General features: G+C 42.8%; 23 protein-coding genes and 1 tRNA gene. 16 read left to right on the top strand and 8 right to left on the bottom strand.

Annotation, left to right across the window (positions count from 1 at the left end; translation table 11 throughout):
- Positions 1-139 precede the first annotated feature (139 nt).
- The 7 genes from BM378_RS11790 to lolB all read right to left on the bottom strand — a co-directional run bounded on the left by BM378_RS11790 (position 140) and on the right by lolB (position 5648).
- Positions 140-216 (bottom strand) — tRNA-Met (locus BM378_RS11790).
- A gap of 453 nt (positions 217-669) precedes the next feature.
- Complete coding sequence (ychF, locus tag BM378_RS11795; RefSeq protein WP_036967393.1) at positions 670-1761, bottom strand: redox-regulated ATPase YchF; 1092 nt, start codon at positions 1759-1761, stop codon at positions 670-672.
- A 34-nt stretch (positions 1762-1795) separates the two neighbouring features.
- Complete coding sequence (pth, locus tag BM378_RS11800) at positions 1796-2380, bottom strand: aminoacyl-tRNA hydrolase (protein WP_036967395.1); 585 nt, start codon at positions 2378-2380, stop codon at positions 1796-1798.
- A gap of 19 nt (positions 2381-2399) precedes the next feature.
- Positions 2400-3008: a 50S ribosomal protein L25/general stress protein Ctc gene (locus BM378_RS11805; protein WP_036967397.1), complete on the bottom strand. Its 609-nt coding sequence runs from the start codon at positions 3006-3008 to the stop codon at positions 2400-2402.
- A 150-nt stretch (positions 3009-3158) separates the two neighbouring features.
- On the bottom strand, positions 3159-4106 hold the full coding sequence (locus BM378_RS11810) for a ribose-phosphate pyrophosphokinase (RefSeq protein WP_036967404.1): 948 nt from the start codon (positions 4104-4106) through the stop codon (positions 3159-3161).
- Positions 4107-4191: 85 nt separating this feature from the next.
- Positions 4192-5058 (bottom strand): 4-(cytidine 5'-diphospho)-2-C-methyl-D-erythritol kinase, encoded by an 867-nt coding sequence (ispE, locus tag BM378_RS11815; protein ID WP_036967407.1) that lies wholly within the window; start codon positions 5056-5058, stop codon positions 4192-4194.
- A 2-nt stretch (positions 5059-5060) separates the two neighbouring features.
- Positions 5061-5648, bottom strand: a complete 588-nt coding sequence (gene lolB / locus BM378_RS11820) for a lipoprotein insertase outer membrane protein LolB (protein ID WP_074989264.1) — start codon at positions 5646-5648, stop codon at positions 5061-5063.
- Between the two features lie 83 nt (positions 5649-5731).
- Between lolB and hemA the strand changes: the two genes are divergently transcribed.
- The 14 genes from hemA to BM378_RS11890 all read left to right on the top strand — a co-directional run bounded on the left by hemA (position 5732) and on the right by BM378_RS11890 (position 21203).
- Positions 5732-6988 (top strand): glutamyl-tRNA reductase, encoded by a 1257-nt coding sequence (gene hemA / locus BM378_RS11825; RefSeq protein ID WP_036967413.1) that lies wholly within the window; start codon positions 5732-5734, stop codon positions 6986-6988.
- 7 nt (positions 6989-6995) lie between these two features.
- Positions 6996-8081 (top strand): peptide chain release factor 1, encoded by a 1086-nt coding sequence (gene prfA / locus BM378_RS11830; protein ID WP_036967416.1) that lies wholly within the window; start codon positions 6996-6998, stop codon positions 8079-8081.
- A gap of 2 nt (positions 8082-8083) precedes the next feature.
- Complete coding sequence (gene prmC, locus BM378_RS11835) at positions 8084-8926, top strand: peptide chain release factor N(5)-glutamine methyltransferase (protein WP_074989265.1); 843 nt, start codon at positions 8084-8086, stop codon at positions 8924-8926.
- 45 nt (positions 8927-8971) lie between these two features.
- On the top strand, positions 8972-10510 hold the full coding sequence (locus BM378_RS11840) for a DUF3369 domain-containing protein (RefSeq protein ID WP_074989266.1): 1539 nt from the start codon (positions 8972-8974) through the stop codon (positions 10508-10510).
- Between the two features lie 21 nt (positions 10511-10531).
- Positions 10532-10906, top strand: coding sequence for a SirB2 family protein (locus BM378_RS11845; RefSeq protein ID WP_074989267.1), 375 nt, complete (start codon positions 10532-10534; stop codon positions 10904-10906).
- 128 nt (positions 10907-11034) lie between these two features.
- Entirely contained in the window at positions 11035-11862 is an 828-nt protein-coding gene (locus BM378_RS11850) for a tetratricopeptide repeat protein (RefSeq protein WP_036967428.1), read from the top strand.
- A gap of 15 nt (positions 11863-11877) precedes the next feature.
- Complete coding sequence (locus BM378_RS11855) at positions 11878-13131, top strand: DUF819 family protein (RefSeq protein ID WP_036967429.1); 1254 nt, start codon at positions 11878-11880, stop codon at positions 13129-13131.
- Between the two features lie 10 nt (positions 13132-13141).
- Positions 13142-13996, top strand: a complete 855-nt coding sequence (kdsA, locus tag BM378_RS11860) for a 3-deoxy-8-phosphooctulonate synthase (protein ID WP_036967432.1) — start codon at positions 13142-13144, stop codon at positions 13994-13996.
- A 113-nt stretch (positions 13997-14109) separates the two neighbouring features.
- Positions 14110-15006, top strand: a complete 897-nt coding sequence (locus BM378_RS11865) for a transcriptional regulator GcvA (protein WP_036967434.1) — start codon at positions 14110-14112, stop codon at positions 15004-15006.
- Position 15007: 1 nt separating this feature from the next.
- Positions 15008-15652, top strand: a complete 645-nt coding sequence (locus BM378_RS11870; RefSeq protein ID WP_036967440.1) for an alpha/beta family hydrolase — start codon at positions 15008-15010, stop codon at positions 15650-15652.
- Positions 15649-16017 (top strand): DUF423 domain-containing protein, encoded by a 369-nt coding sequence (locus BM378_RS11875; RefSeq protein ID WP_036967443.1) that lies wholly within the window; start codon positions 15649-15651, stop codon positions 16015-16017. The genes BM378_RS11870 and BM378_RS11875 overlap by 4 nt, the downstream gene beginning before the upstream one ends.
- A 9-nt stretch (positions 16018-16026) precedes the next feature.
- Positions 16027-17112 (top strand): 23S rRNA (cytidine(2498)-2'-O)-methyltransferase RlmM, encoded by a 1086-nt coding sequence (rlmM, locus tag BM378_RS11880; protein ID WP_065979332.1) that lies wholly within the window; start codon positions 16027-16029, stop codon positions 17110-17112.
- Between the two features lie 15 nt (positions 17113-17127).
- A complete protein-coding gene (locus BM378_RS20285; protein ID WP_083422913.1) occupies positions 17128-20706 on the top strand; it encodes a PKD domain-containing protein in 3579 nt (1192 codons plus the stop codon).
- Positions 20703-21203, top strand: a complete 501-nt coding sequence (locus tag BM378_RS11890; protein ID WP_074989268.1) for a hypothetical protein — start codon at positions 20703-20705, stop codon at positions 21201-21203. The genes BM378_RS20285 and BM378_RS11890 overlap by 4 nt, the downstream gene beginning before the upstream one ends.
- A gap of 30 nt (positions 21204-21233) precedes the next feature.
- Here BM378_RS11890 and cysZ read toward each other — a convergent pair whose 3' ends face one another.
- On the bottom strand, positions 21234-21944 hold the full coding sequence (gene cysZ / locus BM378_RS11895; RefSeq protein WP_174403856.1) for a sulfate transporter CysZ: 711 nt from the start codon (positions 21942-21944) through the stop codon (positions 21234-21236).
- A gap of 254 nt (positions 21945-22198) precedes the next feature.
- Between cysZ and BM378_RS11900 the strand changes: the two genes are divergently transcribed.
- Positions 22199-22660, top strand: a complete 462-nt coding sequence (locus BM378_RS11900) for a GNAT family N-acetyltransferase (RefSeq protein WP_036967450.1) — start codon at positions 22199-22201, stop codon at positions 22658-22660.
- Between the two features lie 71 nt (positions 22661-22731).
- Positions 22732-23193, top strand: coding sequence for a hypothetical protein (locus tag BM378_RS11905; protein WP_051501748.1), 462 nt, complete (start codon positions 22732-22734; stop codon positions 23191-23193).
- Positions 23194-23227 lie beyond the last annotated feature (34 nt).

Genomic DNA, 23227 nt, shown 5'->3' on the forward strand with positions numbered 1-23227 from the left:
GGAAGGAGAGACTTGAACTCTCACAACCGAAGTTACTGGAACCTAAATCCAGCGCGTCTACCAATTCCGCCACTCCCGCATTTTGTGTTTAAAAAACACTGGTAGTTATTTTTAACTCTTCATTGAGCAACAAAAAGAATGGTGGCTAAGACGGGATTTGAACCTGTGACCCCATCATTATGAGTGATGTGCTCTAACCAACTGAGCTACTTAGCCATCTTTTTTGTTAGCACTTCATCGCTGAGTGCGGGGCGTATTATGCTGATATGACCTAAATCCGTCAACACCTTTTTTGCAAAAAAACGCTTAACAGGGTTTGTTTGCATTAAAATTAAGCTAAGCGGCTAAATTTTATTTAAATTGCTGTTTTTTTGACAGACAAAGACACCACTAAAAGTATATTACGTATTGTTGCTAATAAAAGCCCACTTTTAATCTGTTTGATTTTTATACAAAAATTAAGTGTGTAAATTTAAAAACTATTTTGTTGAGAGTTTTTATAACACATAAACGTATTTACAGTGATAGGAGTAGAATACTATACACAGAGCAAATAGATAAAATAGCTCTGTTTACAGCGCTAAAAATAGCCTGCGCGTCGTGGTGTCAATTCAGAAAACAAAAAAGGCTCGTGATAACGAGCCTTTTATATAGAGTGTGCTACACAACTTATACGTTAAATAAGAAGTTCATAACATCACCGTCTTTCACGATGTACTCTTTACCTTCTTGACGCATTTTACCTGCTTCTTTCGCGCCGCTTTCACCTTTGAACTCAATATAATCATCAAAAGCGATAGTTTGTGCACGGATAAAGCCACGTTCGAAATCAGTATGAATTTTACCTGCCGCTTGTGGTGCTGTTGCGCCGACAGGAATTGTCCATGCACGTACTTCTTTTACGCCTGCTGTGAAGTAGGTTTGTAATTTAAGTAATTCGTACCCGCCACGGATCACTAAGTTAAGGCCCGGCTCTTCAAGACCTAAGTCAGCCATAAACTCAAGCTTGTCTTCTTCTTCAAGCTCAGATAGCTCTGATTCGATAGCCGCACAGACAGGAATAACAACCGCATCTTCTGCAGCTGCGATTTCACGCACTTTGTCGAGGTATGGATTATTTTCAAAACCATCTTCTGCCACGTTTGCGATGTACATTGTTGGTTTAATTGTTAAGAAGTTTAAAGGCTTAATAGCTGCTTTTTCTTCTTTTGTTAGTTCTAAAGAACGTAACGTTAAACCTTCATCAAGGTGTGCTTTTACTTTTTCTAGAACTGCGTTTTGTTCTTTTGCATCTTTATCGCCACCTTTGGCTTTTTTCGCATTACGGAAACTTGCTTTATCAGCGCTGTCCATATCAGCCAGTACTAATTCGGTGTTAATGACATCAATATCGTCAGCAGGGTCGATAGTGCCGGCAACGTGAACGATGTTTTCGTCTTCAAAACAGCGCACTACATGACCGATTGCATCAGTTTCACGAATATTCGCAAGGAACTGGTTACCTAAACCTTCACCTTTTGAAGCGCCTTTTACAAGGCCTGCAATATCAACGAATTCCATCGTTGTTGGTAAAATGCGTTGCGGATTTACGATTTCGGCTAATGCATTTAAGCGTGCATCAGGCACCGGTACCACACCTGTGTTCGGCTCGATGGTACAGAAAGGGAAGTTAGCGGCTTCAATTCCCGCTTTAGTTAGTGCATTAAATAATGTTGATTTACCAACGTTTGGCAAGCCAACGATGCCACATTTAAAACCCATAGTAAGATACCTTGTGTAATTTCATTAAAACGGATTAAGGTTTAAATGAATGTAGTCTGTTTTGTGCTTTTAACACACCATCTTTTGCAAGAATTTCCATACAACGAACTGCCTCATCAATAGCGGCATCCATTTTTTCTTGATCTTCTTTAGCGGCTTTACCAAGTACCCAGCCTGTCACCATTTCTCGGTGACCCGGATGACCAATACCGATACGAAGGCGCATGAAATCTTTTTGGTTTGCCATTTTCGCAATAATATCTTTTAAACCATTGTGACCACCGTGGCCGCCACCTTTTTTTAGTTTAGCAATGCCGGGATCAAGATCCATTTCGTCGTGCGCTACGAGAATGTTCTCAACAGGGATTTTAAAGAAATTAGCGAGACTACTCACCGCCTTACCACTTAAATTCATGTAAGTAGTTGGGATCAGTAATTTAAATTCTTGGCCTTGAATGATCACTTTGCCAGTGAGGCCGTGATATTTAGGATCGTGTTTGAGTGTGCAGTTATAGCGTGCTGCGAGTTCTTCAATGAACCAAGCACCTGCATTATGGCGTGTATTTGCGTATTCGGGGCCTGGATTAGCCAGGCCCACAAGCATTTGAATAGAATTCAAGGTGTGTACACCTTAAAAATTATTCTGCAGCGTCTTCTGAAGCTTCTTCAGCAGGAGCAGCTTTGTTAGCTTTTACAGTAACAATTGACTGATCGTGGTCTGCACCTTTAGCTAGCTCAACAGATGAAACACCTGCAGGTAGTTTAAGGTCTGAAAGGTGGATTGAATCACCTGCAACTAAATCAGCAACGTTAACTTCAACGAACTCAGGAAGTGACTTAGGAAGACACGTGATTTCGATTTCAGTTAATTGGTGAACAACAGTGTTACCTGCTTTAGTTACTTTCTCTTCACCGATGAAGTGTACTGGCACTTTAGTGTGAAGTTTGTGAGAAGCATCTACACGTTGGAAGTCTAAGTGAGTGATCTTAGGCTTGAACGGGTGACGTTGAATATCTTTAAGGATAGCTTCAACTGACTCACCGCCAATGTTTAAAGTAAGGATGTGCGTGTAGAAACCTTCGTCTTCTTGCGCTTTGATCATATCTTTGTGTGCAAGAACGATTGATGCAGCTTCTTTGTCAGCACCGTAAAGGATTGCAGGAACTTTATCTTCACGGCGTAGGCGGCGGCTCGCACCAGTACCTGTTTCTGTACGTAATTCTGCATTGTATGTATAAGTTGACATAATGTCTCCAAAAATTAAAAGTCTTAGGGCCTTTGCGACCAAGGTCCCCAGCCAAAAGGCGCGCTATCATACCACCACTTTGAGGGAAAATAAATAACGACCACAAAAAAAGCACCTAGACGGTGCTTTTTGGCTATCACTGCGTGTTTATTAGTGTTCAAACATCGCTGAGATAGATTCTTCGTTGCTGATACGACGAATTGTTTCAGCAAGCATATCTGCAAGCGTAAGCACTTTGATTTTATCCAGTGCTTTAAGCTCATCAGACAGTGGAATTGAGTCAGTAACAATCACTTCGTCGATGACCGATTCACGGATGTTTTCAGCTGCGTTGCCAGAAAGTACAGGGTGAGTTGCGTATGCAAATACACGCTTAGCACCATGTTCTTTAAGTGCAGCTGCCGCTTTACACAGTGTCCCGCCTGTGTCGATCATGTCATCTACGATGATACAGTCGCGACCTTCAACGTCACCAATAATGTGCATTACTTGTGAAACGTTAGCTTGTGGACGACGCTTGTCGATGATAGCAAGGTCTGTATCGTTTAATAGCTTCGCGATTGCGCGAGCACGAACAACACCACCGATATCGGGTGAAACAACAACAACGTCATCGAAGTCGCGTTCTTTCATGTCTTCTAATAGCACTGGGCTACCGAATACATTATCAACCGGCACATCGAAGAAACCTTGAATTTGTTCAGCGTGTAAATCAACCGTAAGAACACGGTCAACACCTACACTTGATAGGAAATCTGCAACGACTTTAGCTGTGATTGGTACACGAGCAGAACGTACGCGACGATCTTGACGTGAGTAACCAAAGTATGGGATTACTGCAGTAATACGTCCAGCAGACGCACGACGTAGGGCATCAACCATAACGATAAGTTCCATTAGGTTATCGTTAGTAGGGTTACAGGTTGATTGAACGATGAAAACGTCAGAGCCACGAACATTTTCATTAATTTGAACACTGATCTCACCGTCACTAAAACGGCCAACAACAGCATCGCCTAATTCAATATACAAACGTTTTGCAACTTTTTGAGCTAGCTCAGGTGTTGCGTTACCAGCGAAGAGCTTCATGTCAGGCACGGTAGGGTTCCTCAGGCACTGAATTTTGGGACTAACAGGCTTTGGTAGGCACCAAAGCAGGTTAACTTTTACATTTACTTGTACGTTACTTCATTTCAAAGTGAGCATTTAATGCTGTATGAGCAGGAGAAAGTGTAGCACTAGTTGCTACAAAACCTGTCCACTTTTCTGGCAACTGAGCTAAAACTTGTTCTGCCTCGGCCTGAGTTGAAAACTCAGCAAAGCAGCAAGCGCCCGTGCCAGTCATCTTTGACGGAGCGTATTTTAGCAACCACTGGAGGGCTTTTTCAACCTCGGGGCAGAGCTTTTTGACCAAAGGCTCGCAATCATTGCGTAAATTTTCTGTTTGCCAATCAGCTTTTAGCTTGGCTGTGTCGCGTTTTAAATCAGGGTGAGTAAAGATTTCTGCCGTACTCACATGCTCGCCAGGATGCACAACACAGAACCAACCTGGGGTTAATTCAACATTATGTAATTGCTCGCCAATGCCATGCGCAATTGCGGTATGACCATTAATAAATACGGGCACATCAGCGCCAAGCGTGACTCCTAGCTGTGCTAATTCAGCCAATGACAGATTACAGTTCCATAATCTATTGAGTGCCAGTAAGGTGGTTGCCGCATCTGATGAGCCACCACCAACACCGCCGCCCATAGGCAAGCGTTTAACTAAATGAATGTTTACACCTTGCTGGCACTGACAATGTTGTTGCAATAAAAATGCGGCTTTATATATGAGGTTGTCGTGAGTAGGAATGCCTTGTGTGTCACCCGTGACGGTAATTTTACGGTCATCGGTGAGTGAAAATGTTAAGTCGTCACCAAAATTTAAAAACGTGAACAGGGTTTCGAGTTCGTGATAGCCATCCTCACGACGACCATTAATATGTAAAAACAGATTTAGTTTTGCGGGTGCTATTAAGGTGAGTGGAGCGTGCGAAGTTTCTGTCATGATTAATTAAACTGCCAATCATTAAGTTGAATTTTAATACGAATTTGCGGGTTTTTAAGGCTCAGCTTTGTTGGAAGCCAATAGCCATCTTGTTTTATATAATGAGAATAGGTGATTTGCCATTGCTGGCCGTTTTCAGCGTGCCATATTAGACTTGTTAAGCGATTGAGTTCGTCAAATTGGGTGTGTTCGTTGTCAGCGGTCCCTTTGAGCCATGTCGCCGCGTTATTGAGCGGAATAGTGAAACCTGTCAGCCGGTAAAGTAATAATGAGGCATCGCGGTCTGTGTAAACATCACCGTCGTATTCAATTTCAGCGCCATATGCATTTTGCTTTAGCGACAAAATACGGGTACCGATAAAACTGGTTAAGATCATGTCGCTGTGTAACTCGTCGTGTTGCCAATTGACGTTAGCTGATTGCCGTTGCTCTGAACTAATAAAGGCAATTTTTCCTTGTACTTGCCACTTGGCATGGTGATCAAGGCGGGTTTTCCAATCAGGGTAAACGTAGTCAATCGTTGATGTTTTTTGGGCGCAACCACTGATAAATAAAAAAAACATGAATAAAATCAAATATTGTTTAATCAAATGTCGTTCCTTACTTTCCATATTCCGCTGATTTTTGGTAAAATTAACGCCTTTACAGCTGGGCTTAGCAATATTTGGTACATATGACCATCGTAGCACTTGGTATAAATCACAAAACCGCATCCGTAGAATTACGCGAAAAAGTCGCGTTTTCGCCTGAGCAAATGTCTGAGGCGTTACAACAATTAAGTGGCCATGCGCATTTTAATGAAGCGGTTATTGTTTCGACCTGCAACCGAACCGAAATCTATTGTAGCCTTGCTGAGCGTAATTCCCAAACACTGTTGCACTGGTTAGCCAGTTTCCATGGTTTGGATGAACAAGAACTGAGCAGTAACACCTATTATCATGAGGGCGAGCAGGCTATTAATCATTTAATGCGTGTGTCGTGCGGCCTTGATTCCTTGGTATTGGGTGAGCCACAAATTTTGGGGCAAATAAAGCAAGCCTACCATAATGCAAAAACGCATGATGCCATTGGTGTGACATTTGACCGCTTGTTTCAAAAAACGTTCTCGGTAGCAAAACAAGTTCGCACAGAGACAGACATTGGTGCCAGTGCAGTATCCGTGGCTTATGCTGCTGTTAATTTAGCCAAGCATATTTATGGTAAGTTAGATAAAACCAATGTATTGCTGATTGGGGCAGGCGAGACCATTGAACTGGTGGCTAAACATTTATACCAAAATGATCCGCAAAAAATCACGGTGGCAAACCGCACCATCGAGCGTGCAAAAAGTTTAGCTGTCGAAGTTGACGCTGATGTTATCGCTTTGGCGCAACTACCTGAGCGTCTCCACGATGCCGATATTGTTATTAGTTCTACCGCGAGTACTTTGCCAATTATTGGTAAAGGGGTGGTTGAGCAGGCTTTAAAAAAACGTCGTCACAAGCCCATGCTGTTTATTGATATTGCTGTCCCTCGGGATATTGAGAGCCAAGTAGGCGAATTAGATGCGGCCTATTTGTATTCAGTAGATGACTTACAAGCGATAGTGAGCGAGAATATCGCCGCGCGCGAACAAGCGGCGCAGCAAGCGCAAATAATTATTGATGCGCGCACCAATGAATTTGTCATGTGGCTGCGCTCTCTCGATTCGGTCGATATTATTCGTTTGTATCGAAATGATGTACAAGATATTAAATCAGAACTTGTCGAAAAAGCACTTGGCCAGCTGCAAGCAGGCAAAGACGCAGAAAAAGTGATACTCGAGTTGGCAAACAAACTGACCAACCGCTTGATGCACGCACCTACCCGTGCTATTCAAGATGCGGCTAAAAATGGTGAAGCCGCTGAGTTAAGTCAATTAAAGAAAATGTTAGGTATTGATCAGGAATAGCCGTTAAATGAAAGAGTCTGTTTATAGAAAGTTAGAAACCTTAGTCGAGCGTTATGAGGAAGTGCAAGCGCTGCTAAGCGACCCCTCTGTGATCAGCGATCAAAATCGCTTTCGTGCCTTATCTAAAGAATATTCAGAATTAGAAGAAATTGTTAAAGCGTTTTTAGCGTACCAGCAAGCACAAGATGATGTCGCTGCAGCAGAAGAAATGCTAAAAGACTCTGATCCTGAGATGCGCGAAATGGCGCAAGAAGAATATAAAGAAGCAAAAGCACAAATTATTGCATTAGAAGATGAAATTCAGATCTTAATGCTACCAAAAGATCCGAAAGACAATAACAACGTCTTTTTAGAAGTGCGCGCAGGCACGGGGGGCGATGAAGCCGCTATTTTTGCGGGCGATTTATTCCGCATGTACAGCCGCTACGCAGAAACGAAAAAGTGGAAAGTCGAAATAGTGAGCACCAACGAAGGTGAGCACGGTGGCTATAAAGAAGTTATCGCACATATTTCGGGTGAAGGCGTGTACGGCCAGCTTAAGTTTGAATCAGGGGCGCACCGTGTTCAACGTGTACCAGAAACTGAGTCGCAAGGCCGTGTTCATACCTCGGCGTGTACCGTTGCGGTTATGGCAGAAGTGCCTGAGGCAGAGGCTATCGAAATTAACCCTGCAGATATTAAAGTCGATACATTCCGTGCGTCGGGTGCCGGTGGTCAGCACGTAAATAAAACTGACTCAGCAATTCGTATTACCCACCTTCCAACGGGTGTGGTCGTTGAATGTCAGGATGAGCGTTCACAACATAAAAACCGTGCGAAAGCGATGTCGGTACTTGGTGCACGTTTACAACAAGCTGAAGATGAAAAACGCCAAGCGGCTGAAGCATCAGAGCGTCGTAATTTAGTGGGCAGTGGTGACCGTTCAGAGCGTATTCGTACTTATAATTACCCGCAAGGTCGTATTACTGATCACCGTATTAATTTAACACTGTATCGTTTAAATGAAGTTGTTGCAGGTGATTTAGGCTGTGTTATCGAGCCCCTAATGCAAGAACACCAAGCTGATTTACTTGCTGCGATGGGCGATGAATAATCGTGCCACAAAGCATAGAACAAGCACTGATTGCTGCGACGGCGTTATTAACGCCTAGCAGCGACAGCGCGAAACTAGACGCGCAAGTCCTGCTACTTTCTATTCTCGATAAACCCCGTAGTTACTTATTTAGTTGGCCTGAAAAACACCTAACGGAACAGCAAGAAGCTGAGTTTAATCGTGCATGCCAGCGTCGCTTGCAAGGTGAACCTGTCGCGCATATCACCGGCATTAGAGAATTCTGGAGTTTGCCACTAAAGGTGAATGCCACCACTTTGATACCTCGTCCTGATACGGAAACGCTGGTTGAGTATGCACTGGGGCTTGAATTACCCCATGCTGCAAACGTGCTCGATTTAGGAACCGGGACGGGGGCAATTGCGCTTGCACTGGCCAGTGAAATGCCCAATTGGCAAGTATTAGGGGTTGATAGAGTACCCGAAGCCGTTGCGCTTGCTAACGAGAATCAACAACGACTTAATATTAACAACGCCACTTTTGCTTTAAGTAATTGGTTTAGCGCTGTAAACCATAAAAAGTTTGATCTGATTGTTAGTAACCCACCGTACATTGAATACGATGATGAACATTTGAGCCAAGGTGACGTGCGTTTTGAGCCCTTGTCAGCCTTGGTGGCTGATGATGATGGCATGGCTGATATTAAGCAAATAATTACAATGGCACGTGACTATTTAGCAACAAATGGCTATCTTTTAATTGAACATGGCTACCAACAAAGTGTTAAAGTTCAAGAATTTTTTGCACAAATGTCGTATAGCCATATACTTACAGTTAAAGATCTTGGCGGTAATGACCGTGTAACGTTAGCACAATGGCCTAAATAAAATAACAGAACACTGTGCGCATATAGCCTTTGAGGGTCCCAAACAATGGATGATTTTTTGTTTTCGGATGAAGCACTTGATGATGTATCAGAAGTGGTTCAGGGTAGTTGGAAAGTCATCGTCGTTGATGACGAACCAGAAGTACATGCCGTAACAAAGCTTGCGCTCAGTGACTTTGAATTCCAAGACAAACGTCTTGAATTTATTAGTGCTTACTCAGGTGAAGAGGCAAAGCAATTAATAGAGCAGCACCCAGATGCAGCCATCGTATTACTCGATGTAGTAATGGAAACCGATGACGCTGGCCTGCGGGTTGCAAAATATATTCGTGAAACTGCAAAGAACAATCATATTCGTATTATTCTTCGTACAGGCCAACCCGGTCAGGCACCGGAAAGACAAGTAATCGTTAATTATGATATTAACGATTACAAATCTAAGACAGAGCTGACAGCACAAAAGCTCTTTACAGTGGTGATGTCGAGTTTGCGTTCGTATCGCGATATCTTATCTATAGAGCAATCACGCCAAGGCCTTGAAAAAATTATAAAAGCATCGCGTGATATTTTTTCTACTCATTCATTAGAGCACTTTATTGAAGGGGTGATGCAACAACTCACCTCATTGCTCGGTACAGTAGAGCAAGCCGTGTATGCTACGAGTCTGGTGGCAAGTAACCCGCTCGATAACCAGAAAAAGCTCGTTGTATTCTCAGGCAAAGGTGAGTTTGAACGCAGCGAAGGTAAAGCGATTGAAGAGGTGCTCAATGAAGAGCAGCTACAAGCTTGTCAGGAAGCGCTAAGAGAAAAAACCATCGTTTACCGTGAAAACTACTTATTTGCGTATTGCAGCAGTGAATACAATCATAATTCTATGCTGTTTATTTCGGGTATTCCAAAGCACTTATCCGATACACAGCGCCACCTCATCGAGATATTTTCACAAAACGTGCAACTTGCTTATGAAAACGTTCAGCTTCAGGCTGAAATAGAAGCAACTCAACAAGAACTGGTGTTTAGATTAAGTGAAGCGCTTGAACAACGCTCTACCGAAACAGGAAACCATGTAAAACGTGTGTCGCACATTTGCTACGAATTGGCTGTGGGCTATGGATTACCGAAGCGCGAAGCTGAATTAATTCGACATGCAGCTCCTCTTCATGATGTTGGAAAGGTTGGGATACCCGACGCTATTCTCAATAAACCAGGGCCACTCAGCGATGAAGAGTGGGCAATCATGAAACAGCATGCAGAAAAGGGGCACCGAATATTAAAAGACTCGTCACGTGATATTGTTAACACAGGAGCTGTTATTGCGTTATCTCACCATGAACGTTGGGATGGCACAGGTTATCCTGCAGGCTTAAAAGGGGACGATATTCCGATAGCTGGGCGCATTGTTGCACTGGCCGACGTGTTTGATGCACTACGACACAAGCGTTGTTACAAAGAGCCTTGGTCTCTTGAAGATGTTGTAAAAGAGATAAACGCTCAGCAAGGAAAACAGTTTGATCCAACGTTAATAGATGTGTTTAATCAACGCATTAAAGAAATAGAAGACGTACTTGTACGTTACCCAGATTAATGACAATTAGAATTGAGGCATATGGATTATTTAGCAGTTAAACACACTCACATGTTACTCGCTGTGTTGAGTATCATTTTATTTTACGTTCGCTCTTTTTCGCGATTAAAAACAGCCACATTAGCAAAGAATAAAATCGTTTTTATTGGCAGTCATAGTATCGACACGTTGTTGTTGGTTTCTGCTGTTGCATTGATTGTAATGGCTGGGTTTAACCCGCTAGAGCAGTCGTGGTTGCTTGAAAAAATTATTTTAGTGATTGCCTATATCGCTTTAGGAATTGTTGCAGCCAGACAAAGCTCACAATCGGCACGTGTCATTTTACTTGTTGTGACAACCTTCATTTTACTTGCGATTGGTTATCTCGCCTCTGCAAAGAACGCTTTTATCCTGTAAACATTGAAACGCGGTATATCGACTGTTAACCGTTATACCGCTGTTCACTTTCTCTTTTCAAGATTGGCAACTGACGCTAAAAGTAGGTAAACTAGCCTCTCGTTTTCGAAAGAGATGTTGCAGTATAAATGACCACCCCTTGGTTTGAAGATCACAATGAATCCTATCAAGATGAGGCCTTTGACGCATTTTCTTCAAACGTGCTTTATCGTTGTATCGATGCTGAATTAACGTGGGACACACAGGTAGATTTAACTGCTTGTTATGACACATTAAATGAGTTTGAAGATACCGTATCAGCACTTTGTACTGAATTTAAAGAGCCACACGAGCGTCTAGATAAACTTCTTGATACCTTTTATCAGCAATGGTTGTTCAGTGCCTCAAGCCTAAAAGTGCCTGAGTACACGTTAAACAGCTTTAGCTACACCATTACGATGCGTAGTGGTACACAAACCACACTGGCGATATTACTTTGTCACTTATTACAGCACGCTGAATTTGATGCCACAGTGACTTTAAGTCAAGGTGAAGTTCATATTCATGTCGCAATAAGCGAAGAAGAGGGCTATTTAATTGAGCCAAGTACGGGCCAGCAAAGTTGGTATATTACCCCCGAAAATGCCTGTGAAGAGAATGGTGATGAACAAGAACCACTTGAGCTAATTTTTGAAGAAGAGCTTTATAAGCTGTATTTAGCACAGCAAAAGTGGTCGTTTATCAGCGAGAGCAAGTTTGGTCATGCCCTTCATTGCGTTGACATGTTAATGGAACTACTCGGTGATGACCCCTATGAACGCCGTGACCGAGGGTACCTGCTTAATCAATTAGATTGCCCTAAAATGGCCCGTGACGATTTGCAGTATTTTATTAATGAATGCCCAGATGATCCGGCCATAGAGATTATTCAGCATCAAATTGCTGAAATCGAAGATAACAATAATACACACCACTAAATTAAAGGAACATTTATGACTGACGCCCACAGTGCGCTTATTACCAATGACGCAGTCGTACTTGGTTTGCTTGCCGTTATTTTGGGGTTTATCTTTAAAACCTCACACAGTAATAATGCGGCATGCCGAAAATTTTATAAATATGTACCCGCACTCCTGCTGTGCTACTTTTTACCCTCGTTATTAAATACTTTTGGGATTGTTGATGGTCACTCGTCGAATGTTTATTTTGTAGCATCTCGCTACTTATTACCGGCTTGTTTAATTCTGTTAACCATCAGCATTGATTTAAAAGCCATTTTAAACCTTGGTCCGAAAGCGTTAATCATGTTCTTAACCGGTACCATGGGGATTGTGATTGGGGGTCCGTTAGCGATTTTAGTGATGAGCGCGGTCTACCCTGAAGCCGTTGGTGGTCATGGCCCCGATGCGGTTTGGCGCGGCATGACAACTATCGCAGGTAGCTGGATAGGCGGGGGCGCTAATCAGGCCTCAATGAAAGAAATGTTTGAAGTTGGTGGGGATATTTTCTCGGCAATGGTAACGGTTGATGTCATTGTGGCTAACTTATGGATGGCTGTACTGTTACTGATGGCTGCTAATCACAAAGCCATTGATGCCAAAACCGGGGCAGACACCCGTGCAATTGAAGAGCTTAAAGAGCGTGTTGAAGCCTATCATGCTGAACATGCACGTATGCCCACACTCAATGATTACATGACCATTATTGCGATTGCCTTTGGTATAACGGGCTTGGCGCATTTTTGTGCGGACTTTTTAGGGCCGTATTTTGGCGCTAACTTCCCATGGGCACAAGAATATAGCTTAAACAGTAAGTTCTTTTGGCTAATTGTAATTTCGACGACAATCGGGATTAGTTTATCGTTTACTAAAGTACGTCATATCGAAGCATTTGGTGCATCAAAAGTGGCTTCAAGCTTCTTATATATTTTGGTGGCATCAATTGGTCTTCACATGAATATTACGGCTATTTTTGATTCGCCAATGTACTTTGTTTTGGGTGTGATCTGGATGTTGACACACGCAAGCTTAATGCTGATTGTAGCGAAATTAATTAAAGCGCCTTTATTTTATATGGCCGTTGGGTCTCAAGCGAATGTAGGCGGGGCAGCATCAGCGCCCGTAGTTGCCTCAGCGTTTCATCCATCACTTGCCCCTGTTGGTGTTTTACTGGCAGTTTTGGGCTATGGTGTCGGAACCTATATGGCATATATTTGTGGATTAATGCTGCAAGCTGTTGCACCTTAAGGAATAAAAAATGAACAACCAGTTAATTAAAATCAACGAGATTGAATTAGCGAACGACAAACCCTTTGTGTTGTTTGGTGGTATGAACGTGCTTGAGTCTCGCGACCTAGCAATGCGCATTGCTGAGCACTACGTCGAAGTAACCTCGAAGCTAAATATCCCATATGTTTTTAAAGCGTCATTTGATAAAGCAAATCGCTCATCAATTAACTCTTATCGTGGCCCGGGGATGGAAGAAGGGTTAAGAATCTTCGAAGAAATTAAAACAACGTTTAACGTGCCACTCATCACCGACGTGCATGAGCCACACCAAGCTGCGCCAGTGGCAGAGGTAGTTGATGTTATTCAATTACCTGCTTTCTTAGCACGCCAAACTGATTTAGTTGTCGCGATGGCGAAAACAGGCGCAATTATTAACGTGAAAAAACCACAGTTTTTAGCACCGCACGAAATGCGTCATATCATTAAGAAATTTAATGAAGCAGGCAACAATAATGTGGCGCTGTGTGAGCGTGGTACAAGTTTTGGTTACAATAACCTTGTTGTTGATATGCTCGGTATGGATGACATGAAGCCAATGGCTCCGGTTATTTTTGATGCAACGCATGCGTTACAACGCCCGGGTGGCCGTGCTGATTCGGCTGATGGTCGTCGTGCGCAAGCGGCAGAGCTTGCTCGCAGTGGTATGGCATTAGGTATTGCGGGTCTGTTTATTGAGGCGCATCCTAACCCTAACGAAGCAAAATGTGATGGCCCTTGCGCCCTTGCACTAAGTAAGCTTGAAGGGTATTTAACACAAATGAAAGCGGTTGATGATTTAATTAAAAGCTTTGCACCGTTAGACACCAGCGCAAGCGATTTATAGAATACTCAGTATTAATGAGTATTTAATGACGAAAAAGGCGACCAAGGTCGCCTTTTTTTATTTGTATCGCTATAATCGACGCATAAGAAAAACTAATTCTAAGCTTGGTGTTTATGTCTCGTCGTGTCCCTCCCTTAAATGCACTAAAAGCGTTCGAAGCTGCAGCGCGTCACTTGAGTTTTACCAAAGCAGCTGAAGAGCTGTATGTGACACAAGCCGCGGTCAGCCACCAAATTAAAACGCTGGAAGAGCATTTAGGCCTTAAATTATTTCTTCGTAAAAATCGTTCGCTATTATTAACGGAAGAAGGGCAAGGGTACTTTCTCGATATTAAAGAGATATTTACTCAGCTGATTGATGCCACTGAAAAGTTATTAGCACGCGGGGCAAAAGGGTCTTTAACGGTTAGTTTAACGCCCAGTTTTGCTATTCAATGGTTGGTGCCAAGGCTTAGTTTATTTAATGAGTTACACCCTGAAATCGATGTGCGAATAAAAGCACAAGATCAAGACGAAAATTCATTGTCTGATGATGTAGACATTGCCATTTACTATGGTCGTGGTCATTGGAGTGGCGTACAAACTTACAAGTTACACACAGAATACCTTGTGCCGTTATGCAGTCCCATGCTGCTAACAGGGCCTAAGCCTTTAAATCAGCCGAGTGATTTGGCTAACCATACTCTGTTGCATGACACAACGCGTAAAAATTGGAAAACGTGGATGAAAACAGCCGGAGTGCGTAATGTCCAAGTAAACCAAGGTCCTATTTTTAGTCACTCATCAATGGTGCTCCAAGCGGCAGTGCATGGTCAAGGCGTGGCAATTGGGAATAGTGTCTTAGCAAAACCCGATATTGATGCCGGGCGCTTAGTGATACCGTTTAATCACTCATTAGAAAGTAAAAATGCCTATTATTTAGTGATACGCGAATCGCAAACAGAACTGGGGAAAATAGTTTCTTTCAAAGACTGGATGCTGAGCTTAGTTGAACAAGAACAAGAGTATTAACATGTTACAGTGGTTTAAAAGTGCAACGGGTGATGCCCGTGCACAGTTTATATTTGCTCATGGCGCAGGGGCGGGAAGTGACTCAGCGTTCATGCAAAATATGGCAACGTTAATTAGCCAGCATCAGATTGATGTGGCGTTATTTGACTTTCAGTATATGCAAATCGCAAAACAGACTAATAAACGCAGGCCCCCAGATCGTGCCCCTAAACTGCTGGCTTATTTTGCTGAAGTGTTAGCGCATCGTCAGCCAGATTTACCTGTATTTATTGGCGGAAAGTCGATGGGCGGTAGAATGGCTTCTATGCTTTGCACACAAGAGGACGCTGTAGAGGTTGCTGGTGTTGTTGCGTTTGGCTACCCGTTTCACCCTCCCGGAAAACCCGATAAGCTTCGTATCGATCACTTCATCGATATGCCATGCCCCTTTTTAGTACTTCAAGGTGAACGCGATACTTTTGGTAATCAGCAAGAATTAGCCGAGCTTGAAATGAATAATCCGCCAGAAATTAGCTGGCTAAAAGACGGTGATCATTCATTAAAACCGCGTAAGAAAAGTGGTTTAACTGAAGACGATAACTTACAACACGCTGCGAACCTTGCGGCCCAATTTATACTTAAGTTGATTGATGGAGATTCACAATGATCAAACTTTATTTAATCGCGGGGAGTCTGTTTTGCATGCTGTCGGTTGTGCTAGGCGCGTTTGCTGCGCATGGTTTAAAAAGCCGCGTATCGGACTATGCATTAGGTATTTTTAAAACAGCTGCAGAATATCAAATGGTGCACGGCTTGGGCTTAATCGCCATCGCGATTTTAATTAAGTGGGGAATGAACTTAAGTTGGGCTGGTGGCTTTTTTATCGCCGGTATTTTGTTATTTAGTGGCAGCCTATATTTACTCGCATTAACAGGTGCGAAATGGCTTGGTCCAATCACACCCCTAGGCGGTGTGTGCTTTATTATTGGTTGGACTATTTTATTAGTTCAAGCCGCACGGTATAAATTTTAAGGGTTATCTATGTCGAGTGTTGTTATTTATTGTCGCAGTGGGTTTGAAAGCGACGCTGCCGCTGAAATCACTTTTCAGGCTGCGGAACAAGGGTTTGCGGGCTATGTAAAAACGAAGCCGAACACTGGAATTGTCGTCTATGAATGTTTTGATCCGAGCCATGGCGATGAAATCATAAAAAAAATAGATTTCAAAAACATGGTCTTTGCCCGCCAATGGTTTACCGGTACTTTAGTCGATAATATGCCGCTTGAAGACAGGGTCAGTGCGATTGTGAATGCAACCGTTGATTTTCCATCCTGTGGTGACCTACGAGTTGAAACCCCAGATACCAATGAAGGTAAAGAGTTGTCTAAATTTTGTAAAAAGATTTCGACACCGCTAAAAAAAGCCCTCGAAAAACGCGCGACGGTTACGCGTGAACTTGCTGATAAAAAGCCTGTGCTGCATGTACTCTTTTTAAGTAATGACACTGCGTATGTAGGGTATTCGTATACTTTTAATAACTCGCCATTTTTTATGGGTATTCCACGCCTGCGTATGCCAAATGACGCACCAAGCCGTTCAACTCTTAAACTTGATGAAGCGTTTAATGTGTTTATTCCGCCTCATGAAGCCGAAGACCGTTTGCAGCCAGGAATGCGAGGCGTTGATTTAGGGGCGTGTCCGGGTGGTTGGACATACCAATTGGTTCGTCGTGGTATGTTTGTTAGTGCCATAGATAACGGCCCAATGAACGATGATTTAATGGAAACTGGACAAGTAAAACATTTCCGTGTTGATGGCTTTAAATACCGTCCTGAAAAGCGAAATATTCATTGGTTAGTATGTGATATGGTGGAAAAGCCAGCAAAAGTTACTAATCTTATGATTGATTGGGCCGTGAATGCGTACGCAAAAGAGCTTATTTTTAATCTTAAACTGCCAATGAAAAAACGCTTCGACAGTGTTTATGAATGTTTAAAGATGATTAAGGAAGAGCTTGAAAAATACGGCGTTAGTTATGAGCTTCAGGCAAAACATTTATACCATGACCGTGAAGAGGTTACGGTTCATTTAAATGTCACAAAGGTGCCGCAAAGCCTATACAGTTAAATAGAGGATAGCAAAATGGGGAATAGAATAGTAACGGTTTGGTTGTGTATTTTATTCCCTATTTTATTAACCGCGTGTGGGGGCGGAGGCGGCAGCGATGAGCCTGCATCTGCCAGCAACCAAGCGCCACAAGTCACGGTTTCGGGCAACAGCGAAGTCAATGAACTTTCTACACTGACGGTTGCGGCATCAGCAAGTGATTCAGATGGCACTATTAGCCGCTTTACATGGCAGCAAACAAGCGGCCCTACAGTCAGTATAACCAGCAGTAATGAGCAACTCACTGTTGCTATTCCCGCCGTAAACGAAAATACCCCCATCAGTTTTTCAGTCACCGTGACTGATAATCAAGGTGCGACAGCCAGTGCCTCGTATACAGCGACCATTGTTAATGTTAACCAAGCACCGAGTATCGTTGTACAGGGCCCACAAACCTCCCCCTCTAGCAATATAATAACACTCAGTGCAAATGCCACCGATGTTGACGGTGAAGTCCTGAGTTATAACTGGAGTCAAACAGCTGGGCCAAGTGTGGCATTTAGTAATGGCAGTAGTGAAATCAGTTTTACGACCCCTTCAGTGAGCAGTAATACAGAGTTGGCATTTACTGTGCGCGTGACAGATAACTTTGGTGAGCAAACAAGCACAGATTTTAGTGTTGTGGTCAGTGCCAATATTGCTCCTACAGTATCAATTTCTGGGCAGCAAACAATCCGAGAAGGGGTGGAGGGCACATTAAGTGCGGTTGCCGTTGATAGCGATGGCAGCATTACAAATTACAGTTGGAGTCAAGTATCAGGCCCTACAACTTCATTTACTGCCAGTGGGAGCGAATTGATGTTTACAGCCCCTGAAGTCGATGCAGATAGCGGTGTGCGTTTTCAAGTCATTGTTACAGATAACGACGGGGCTACACGCTTGGCCGAATATGATGTCGTGATTGAAAATTTTGTAAATGTAGCCCCTGTGATTACGGCTGATCCTATTGCCAATATTACTGAGCTCACTGAGGCGTCAATCAGTGTGATTGTGACCGACACTGATGGCACAGTCAGTGAAATTGCGTGGCAGCAACAAAGTGGACCCACACTAAACTTTGTTCAAAATGGCCAAGCAATTAGTTTTACAGCCCCCGAAGTGTCTGTAAATAGTGAGATCGTATTGTTAGTCACGGCAACCGATGACATGGGGGCGATATCATCGTTAACGCTGACGTTTACGATTGTACATGTCAACAAAGCGCCCACTATTGACGCTATTGCCTTTACTACGGAGTTTAATCAACCGAGGGATTTCACGGTTAACGTAAGTGACGCTGACGATGATGAGTTATCGGTTACTTTTGCCAGTGACATTGGGGGAGCAACCATCACTACGCTCAATGCGACACGTTTTAATTACCAATATCAGCCAGCAGAAAATAGTATTGCTCAAGCCCCCTTCAAAGTGACCGTATCAGATGGTGTTGACAGTAACGAGGCGACAGTCAGCGTTACAATCACAGACACAACAGCAGCCACTGTCGTGAATGTGAGCCCACAGGATAACAGTCAGGCAGTGAGTGCAAACGCGCGTATCTCATTTTCGTTATCTGACGTGATGAAGACCACAAGCTTATCGTTTAATGAAAATGAAGGGGGGTGTACTGGCTCAGTGCAATTATCAGCAGATAACTTTAACAGTTGTTTAGCGCTTAGCTCACTGGTCTTATCAGGCCCAGAAGCGAATACCAGTGAATACTTTAACGGTGCTGAATTTACGGCTGCTTTAAGTGAGTCAACACAATATCAATTAAGGCTGACCAGTGACTTAGTTAATTTTGCCGATACGCCCGTGTCTGCGCAGATTATTACAACATTTACGACGGGCAGCGAAGATTTAAAAATCACCGAGGTGGTGGCGATTCGATTTACGAACGACACCCCATGGTTTGAACTTTACAATGGCACTAACAGTGATGTGAATTTGGTTGATTACAGTGTCAGGGTTAAGAGTCGTGATAGCGCGGATAATAGCGTTGCGGCTTCTACGATTTTTACTCTACCTAATCAAATTCTTGCTGCCGGTGAGTATGTGATTATTCACAGTCGCTTTGGGGATTCATTATTTTATGATGCTGCTGATCAGAATAAATACATTGCCTTTATTGGAGACATTGGTTCCACTGTTCGCCCTTATTGGTTTTTGAATGGGTTTATTGAATTACTGACGAGCGATCAAGCTCAAACTATTGACTTTGTTCGCTTTGGAAATGATACAACGGAACCGACATCGGTGGGTCAATGGCAAACGGGAGCGGCACCCACAATCTTGAACTTTACGGGCGCAAGTATCAAGCGTGACCAGAGCAGCACAGATACGAATAGTGCCACCGACTGGACATACAGCACCTTTACCACTCCTGGAGGGGTCAATGATATCACGTGCTCGTTAGATGAAGACGAAGACGGTATTCCTGATTGCTCAGAGCAACCAGGCTCAACATTTGCTGGATTACCACTTTATGACTGGGGAGCCAGAGCAAATCAAAAAGATATCTTTATTGAAGTAGATTACATGGACAGCAGTGATGCAGGCATTACACCTCACAGGACGGCGCTTGAAAAAGTGGCATCGTCATTCGCTGCAGAAAACATCGTGGTGCATTTTGATGTGGGTGATTTGTTTCACCAAGCTGAGGGGGTATCACCTGCTGATCATGATTTAGGTGGCGGTGACCGTGTTATCTTTAGGCAATATACACCGTATAGCTTTAACCAAGGCGTTGAGAGTTTATTTCATTATAAAATGGCTAATTTCGATATGCGCCGTAAACCGATTTTTCATTACATGTTAATGGCGAATAGCCGCAATGTCGATGGCAGTGCAGGGTCATCTGGCGTTGCCGAAATTAACGGTAACGATTTAATGATAAGCCTTGGTAACTGGGGCTTGTCGTTGGACAATCAAATCTCAACCAATTTAGCCTATAACTACCAGGCTGCGACAATCATGCATGAACTGGGTCATAATTTAGGGCTTGACCATGGCGGTAATAATGCCGTGAACTATAAGCCGAACCATCTAAGTATTATGAATTATCTTTATCAATTACGCGGTTTAGCGACAATAGGAAATAATGAAGGTGACCGTTATTATTCAAGTCGTTATAGAAACAACCCAAATTGTGGTGTGCAAACAGCCGACCTTATCAATGGCCCACAAGGGTCGCCCGATAACTTTGTGATGTCGTTTTCTCATGGTTTGGGAAATGCACTCGACGAAGCAAATATTAATGAAGCAAATGGCTTGGGCTACCCAGGTTCCACTGCGATAGACTATAACTGTAATTTAGATGTTACTGAAACCTTAAGCCAAGACACCAATGGTGATAGTAACATTGCAACGTTGAGTGATGTTGATGAGTGGAGCCTTATTGAGCTGCGCTTTTATACCTTTTTCTCGGGTAACCGTTTAGGAATTAATACTGTTCAAAATGATCAATCAGATGTGTCTCAAGTGCCTGTTCAACACATCATTGAAGAGCAAGCTCCTCCACGTTATTTATTAGAAGAGATCAAAGCAGTAAGAACATCACAAGGTGAAAACCCATGAAGTCCTTCGTGTATATAAGTGTGATGCTTGCGCTCTGTGGCTGCAAGCCTGCTGCAGATTCTGCATGGCAAATGTCATCAAGACTTAGCTTTGATGGTTACCCGATTAATTGGCAAGCAGAATCAATAAAAGGGTGTGAACAATGTGAGTTTAAAAAAGAGCGTCTGTTGGAGCCCGATGGTGTCAGTGATGTTATTACTGTTTTTCAGCAAGGGCAGTGGCGTGCAGAGCACCGACAATCTCATCAAGCTCGTATTGTCTTTGAAAATGGCGCGCATTTTTTACTTGTTAAAACGCGGGAAGATGGTTTGTTAGAATTAGAAAACAAGCACGCTGAACTTAAAATAATCACCAAGCTTGCACAACCGTTCACAGTCAATATCGGCGAAAATACGTATGATGCGGTTATTAGTAAATTTGAAGAACCGCGTTCTGATTTAGGTCTTTCAGACCCTTTACCGGTGAAACTCGATTACACGGTACTAAAAAGCCAATAGTGTCACTATTGGCTTAATGGCTTTTAAGATTTAACGGCGGTATTTACTGCGGTAATTATCAACCCATAAACGAGTGCCTCCGCAGACTGCAACAGGCATCACAATTAAATTAACAAAGGGGATTGCTGTAAGCACCATAACGGCAAGGCCAAAACCATAAGAGAGAGTTTGTTTTTCTTTTAAATCATCTTTCATATCATTAAAGCTGACTTTGTGATTGTCAAATGCGTAATCCTCATATTGAACGGCATACATCCAACACGTAAACAACACCCATAAGAGCTGACCAATAACAGGTAGAATCCATAGCAAGATAAAAAAGCCAATTGCTCTTGGTAAGTAATAGCAGAGTTTTGTCCATTCACGCCCAAGCATGCGTGGCACATCTTTCATGGTATCAAGTAGCCCATCATCATTGACTTTTTGACCCGTCAAAAATAGCTCGACTTTTTCACTCAGCAAGCCATTAAAGGGGGCGGCAATAAAATTGGTGATGACGGTGAACAACATACTGTAGCTAAATAAAATCACTAATACGGCAATAGGCCACATTAACCATTCAAGCCAGCTAAGCCACTCTGGTAACAGCGAGTTTAAATAGGCAAAGCCATCGGTAAGCCAGCCGTATAAAAAGAACAGTGAGCTGCCAAAAAGTACGATGTTGATTAATAAAGGAATAAGTACAAAACGTTTTAACCCTTTTTGGCTAATTAATTTAAAGCCAGAAAAGAAGTATTCCATACCTTGAGTAAACTGCACGCGATAACCTCTCATTATTACTTCGTGTTTGCAGTATATGATTTTCACTGTATTTGAACAGCCTTTTTCCGTAACAAAGTGTTTTTTCAGTTACATAGCAAGGAACTACGCGGTAGTATGGTAGTCATACGTACCGATAAGAACGAATAATGAAAACAGCACTAGAGGATCAGACGATGATCCGATATTATTGTTAACATAATTAACAAAAATGACATATTCAAGATGGGAGTTTTATGCAGTTAGTCGATTTAAATCCACATGATCCTGAAGTAGTACACGTGTTTTCTGATATAGACCGACTTATAAACTCTTTATATCCAGTTGCAACCGCACAATCATTAAGCGTCGAAGAATTAGCAGAACCTAACGTGTATGCAATTGGCTTAAAAAACGAGGATGGTATTGTTGCCTGCGGTGCTATTGTGATGCAAGAAGGGAATCCGCCTTATGGCGAAATTCGCCGTTTGTATGTAAAACCAAGCTATCGAGGTAAAGGGTTATCACGTCGTATTATGCAAATTTTACTGCATCATGCGGGAGAGCAACAAATTCCCCTTATTCGCTTGGAAACAGGCCCTAAGCAAACAGAATCAATTAGTTTGTATGAGAACTTGGGGTTTCATCGTTGTGGGCCGTTTGGTAATTACACTGAAAACCCACAAAGTTTATTTATGGAATTAGGGCTTAATCAATAACGAGTTAACCTAATTACATTATTTATGGGGTTATTGTTATAGTTAAATTATGTGCGCGTCTGTTTGGCTTTTTGTCGCTTATTGTACTCAGTGCATGTGGCGATAATAAACAGTCAGACACGGTGCGTGTATCCCCCGAGCAACGTAATAAACATAGCCCTTCTGACCTTGTTGTTGGCAGTAATACCTTTTATTTCAATTCATGCCATTCGGTAACCGGTGTTTTTAATGACAAGGGTGAAATTACCTCGCGAATTATATTGAAAATACCGCCTCGCTTTTTGAGTACTTGCTCCAGTTCAACTGAAAACCCGCGCCAGTTAGAGTTTGATGGCACCTACCTGATTGTTAAACTCTGTCGTGTTGCCTTTGGTGCCGGAGGATGTGGGGTTGAAAAATACAGAAGTAAAGACTTTGAACATTGGCAAGAGTATATCGGTATCACGTGGCGTAATGGTGAGCAATATGAAGCGTGGCGACAGTTAGGGTCTTCCTCTGCAAAGGCTGACGAAATTATTCACGTTAAGCACTGAGAACGCCACGTACTAAACACGTTATTAAATACGC

This window comes from Pseudoalteromonas lipolytica (genome assembly GCF_900116435.1).
Classification (GTDB): Bacteria; Pseudomonadota; Gammaproteobacteria; order Enterobacterales; family Alteromonadaceae; genus Pseudoalteromonas; species Pseudoalteromonas lipolytica.

Bases quoted from the DNA above. Each gene is read 5' to 3' on its own strand.
- ychF (WP_036967393.1), bottom strand. From the start codon at position 1,761: ATGGGTTTTAAATGTGGCATCGTTGGCTTGCCAAACGTTGGTAAATCA.
- BM378_RS11805 (WP_036967397.1), bottom strand. From the start codon at position 3,008: ATGTCAACTTATACATACAATGCAGAATTACGTACAGAAACAGGTACT.
- ispE (WP_036967407.1), bottom strand. From the start codon at position 5,058: ATGACAGAAACTTCGCACGCTCCACTCACCTTAATAGCACCCGCAAAA.
- hemA (WP_036967413.1), top strand. From the start codon at position 5,732: ATGACCATCGTAGCACTTGGTATAAATCACAAAACCGCATCCGTAGAA.
- prfA (WP_036967416.1), top strand. From the start codon at position 6,996: ATGAAAGAGTCTGTTTATAGAAAGTTAGAAACCTTAGTCGAGCGTTAT.
- BM378_RS11840 (WP_074989266.1), top strand. From the start codon at position 8,972: ATGGATGATTTTTTGTTTTCGGATGAAGCACTTGATGATGTATCAGAA.
- BM378_RS11845 (WP_074989267.1), top strand. From the start codon at position 10,532: ATGGATTATTTAGCAGTTAAACACACTCACATGTTACTCGCTGTGTTG.
- BM378_RS11850 (WP_036967428.1), top strand. From the start codon at position 11,035: ATGACCACCCCTTGGTTTGAAGATCACAATGAATCCTATCAAGATGAG.
- BM378_RS11855 (WP_036967429.1), top strand. From the start codon at position 11,878: ATGACTGACGCCCACAGTGCGCTTATTACCAATGACGCAGTCGTACTT.
- kdsA (WP_036967432.1), top strand. From the start codon at position 13,142: ATGAACAACCAGTTAATTAAAATCAACGAGATTGAATTAGCGAACGAC.
- BM378_RS11865 (WP_036967434.1), top strand. From the start codon at position 14,110: ATGTCTCGTCGTGTCCCTCCCTTAAATGCACTAAAAGCGTTCGAAGCT.
- BM378_RS11870 (WP_036967440.1), top strand. From the start codon at position 15,008: ATGTTACAGTGGTTTAAAAGTGCAACGGGTGATGCCCGTGCACAGTTT.
- BM378_RS11875 (WP_036967443.1), top strand. From the start codon at position 15,649: ATGATCAAACTTTATTTAATCGCGGGGAGTCTGTTTTGCATGCTGTCG.
- rlmM (WP_065979332.1), top strand. From the start codon at position 16,027: ATGTCGAGTGTTGTTATTTATTGTCGCAGTGGGTTTGAAAGCGACGCT.
- BM378_RS20285 (WP_083422913.1), top strand. From the start codon at position 17,128: ATGGGGAATAGAATAGTAACGGTTTGGTTGTGTATTTTATTCCCTATT.
- BM378_RS11890 (WP_074989268.1), top strand. From the start codon at position 20,703: ATGAAGTCCTTCGTGTATATAAGTGTGATGCTTGCGCTCTGTGGCTGC.
- cysZ (WP_174403856.1), bottom strand. From the start codon at position 21,944: ATGGAATACTTCTTTTCTGGCTTTAAATTAATTAGCCAAAAAGGGTTA.
- BM378_RS11900 (WP_036967450.1), top strand. From the start codon at position 22,199: ATGCAGTTAGTCGATTTAAATCCACATGATCCTGAAGTAGTACACGTG.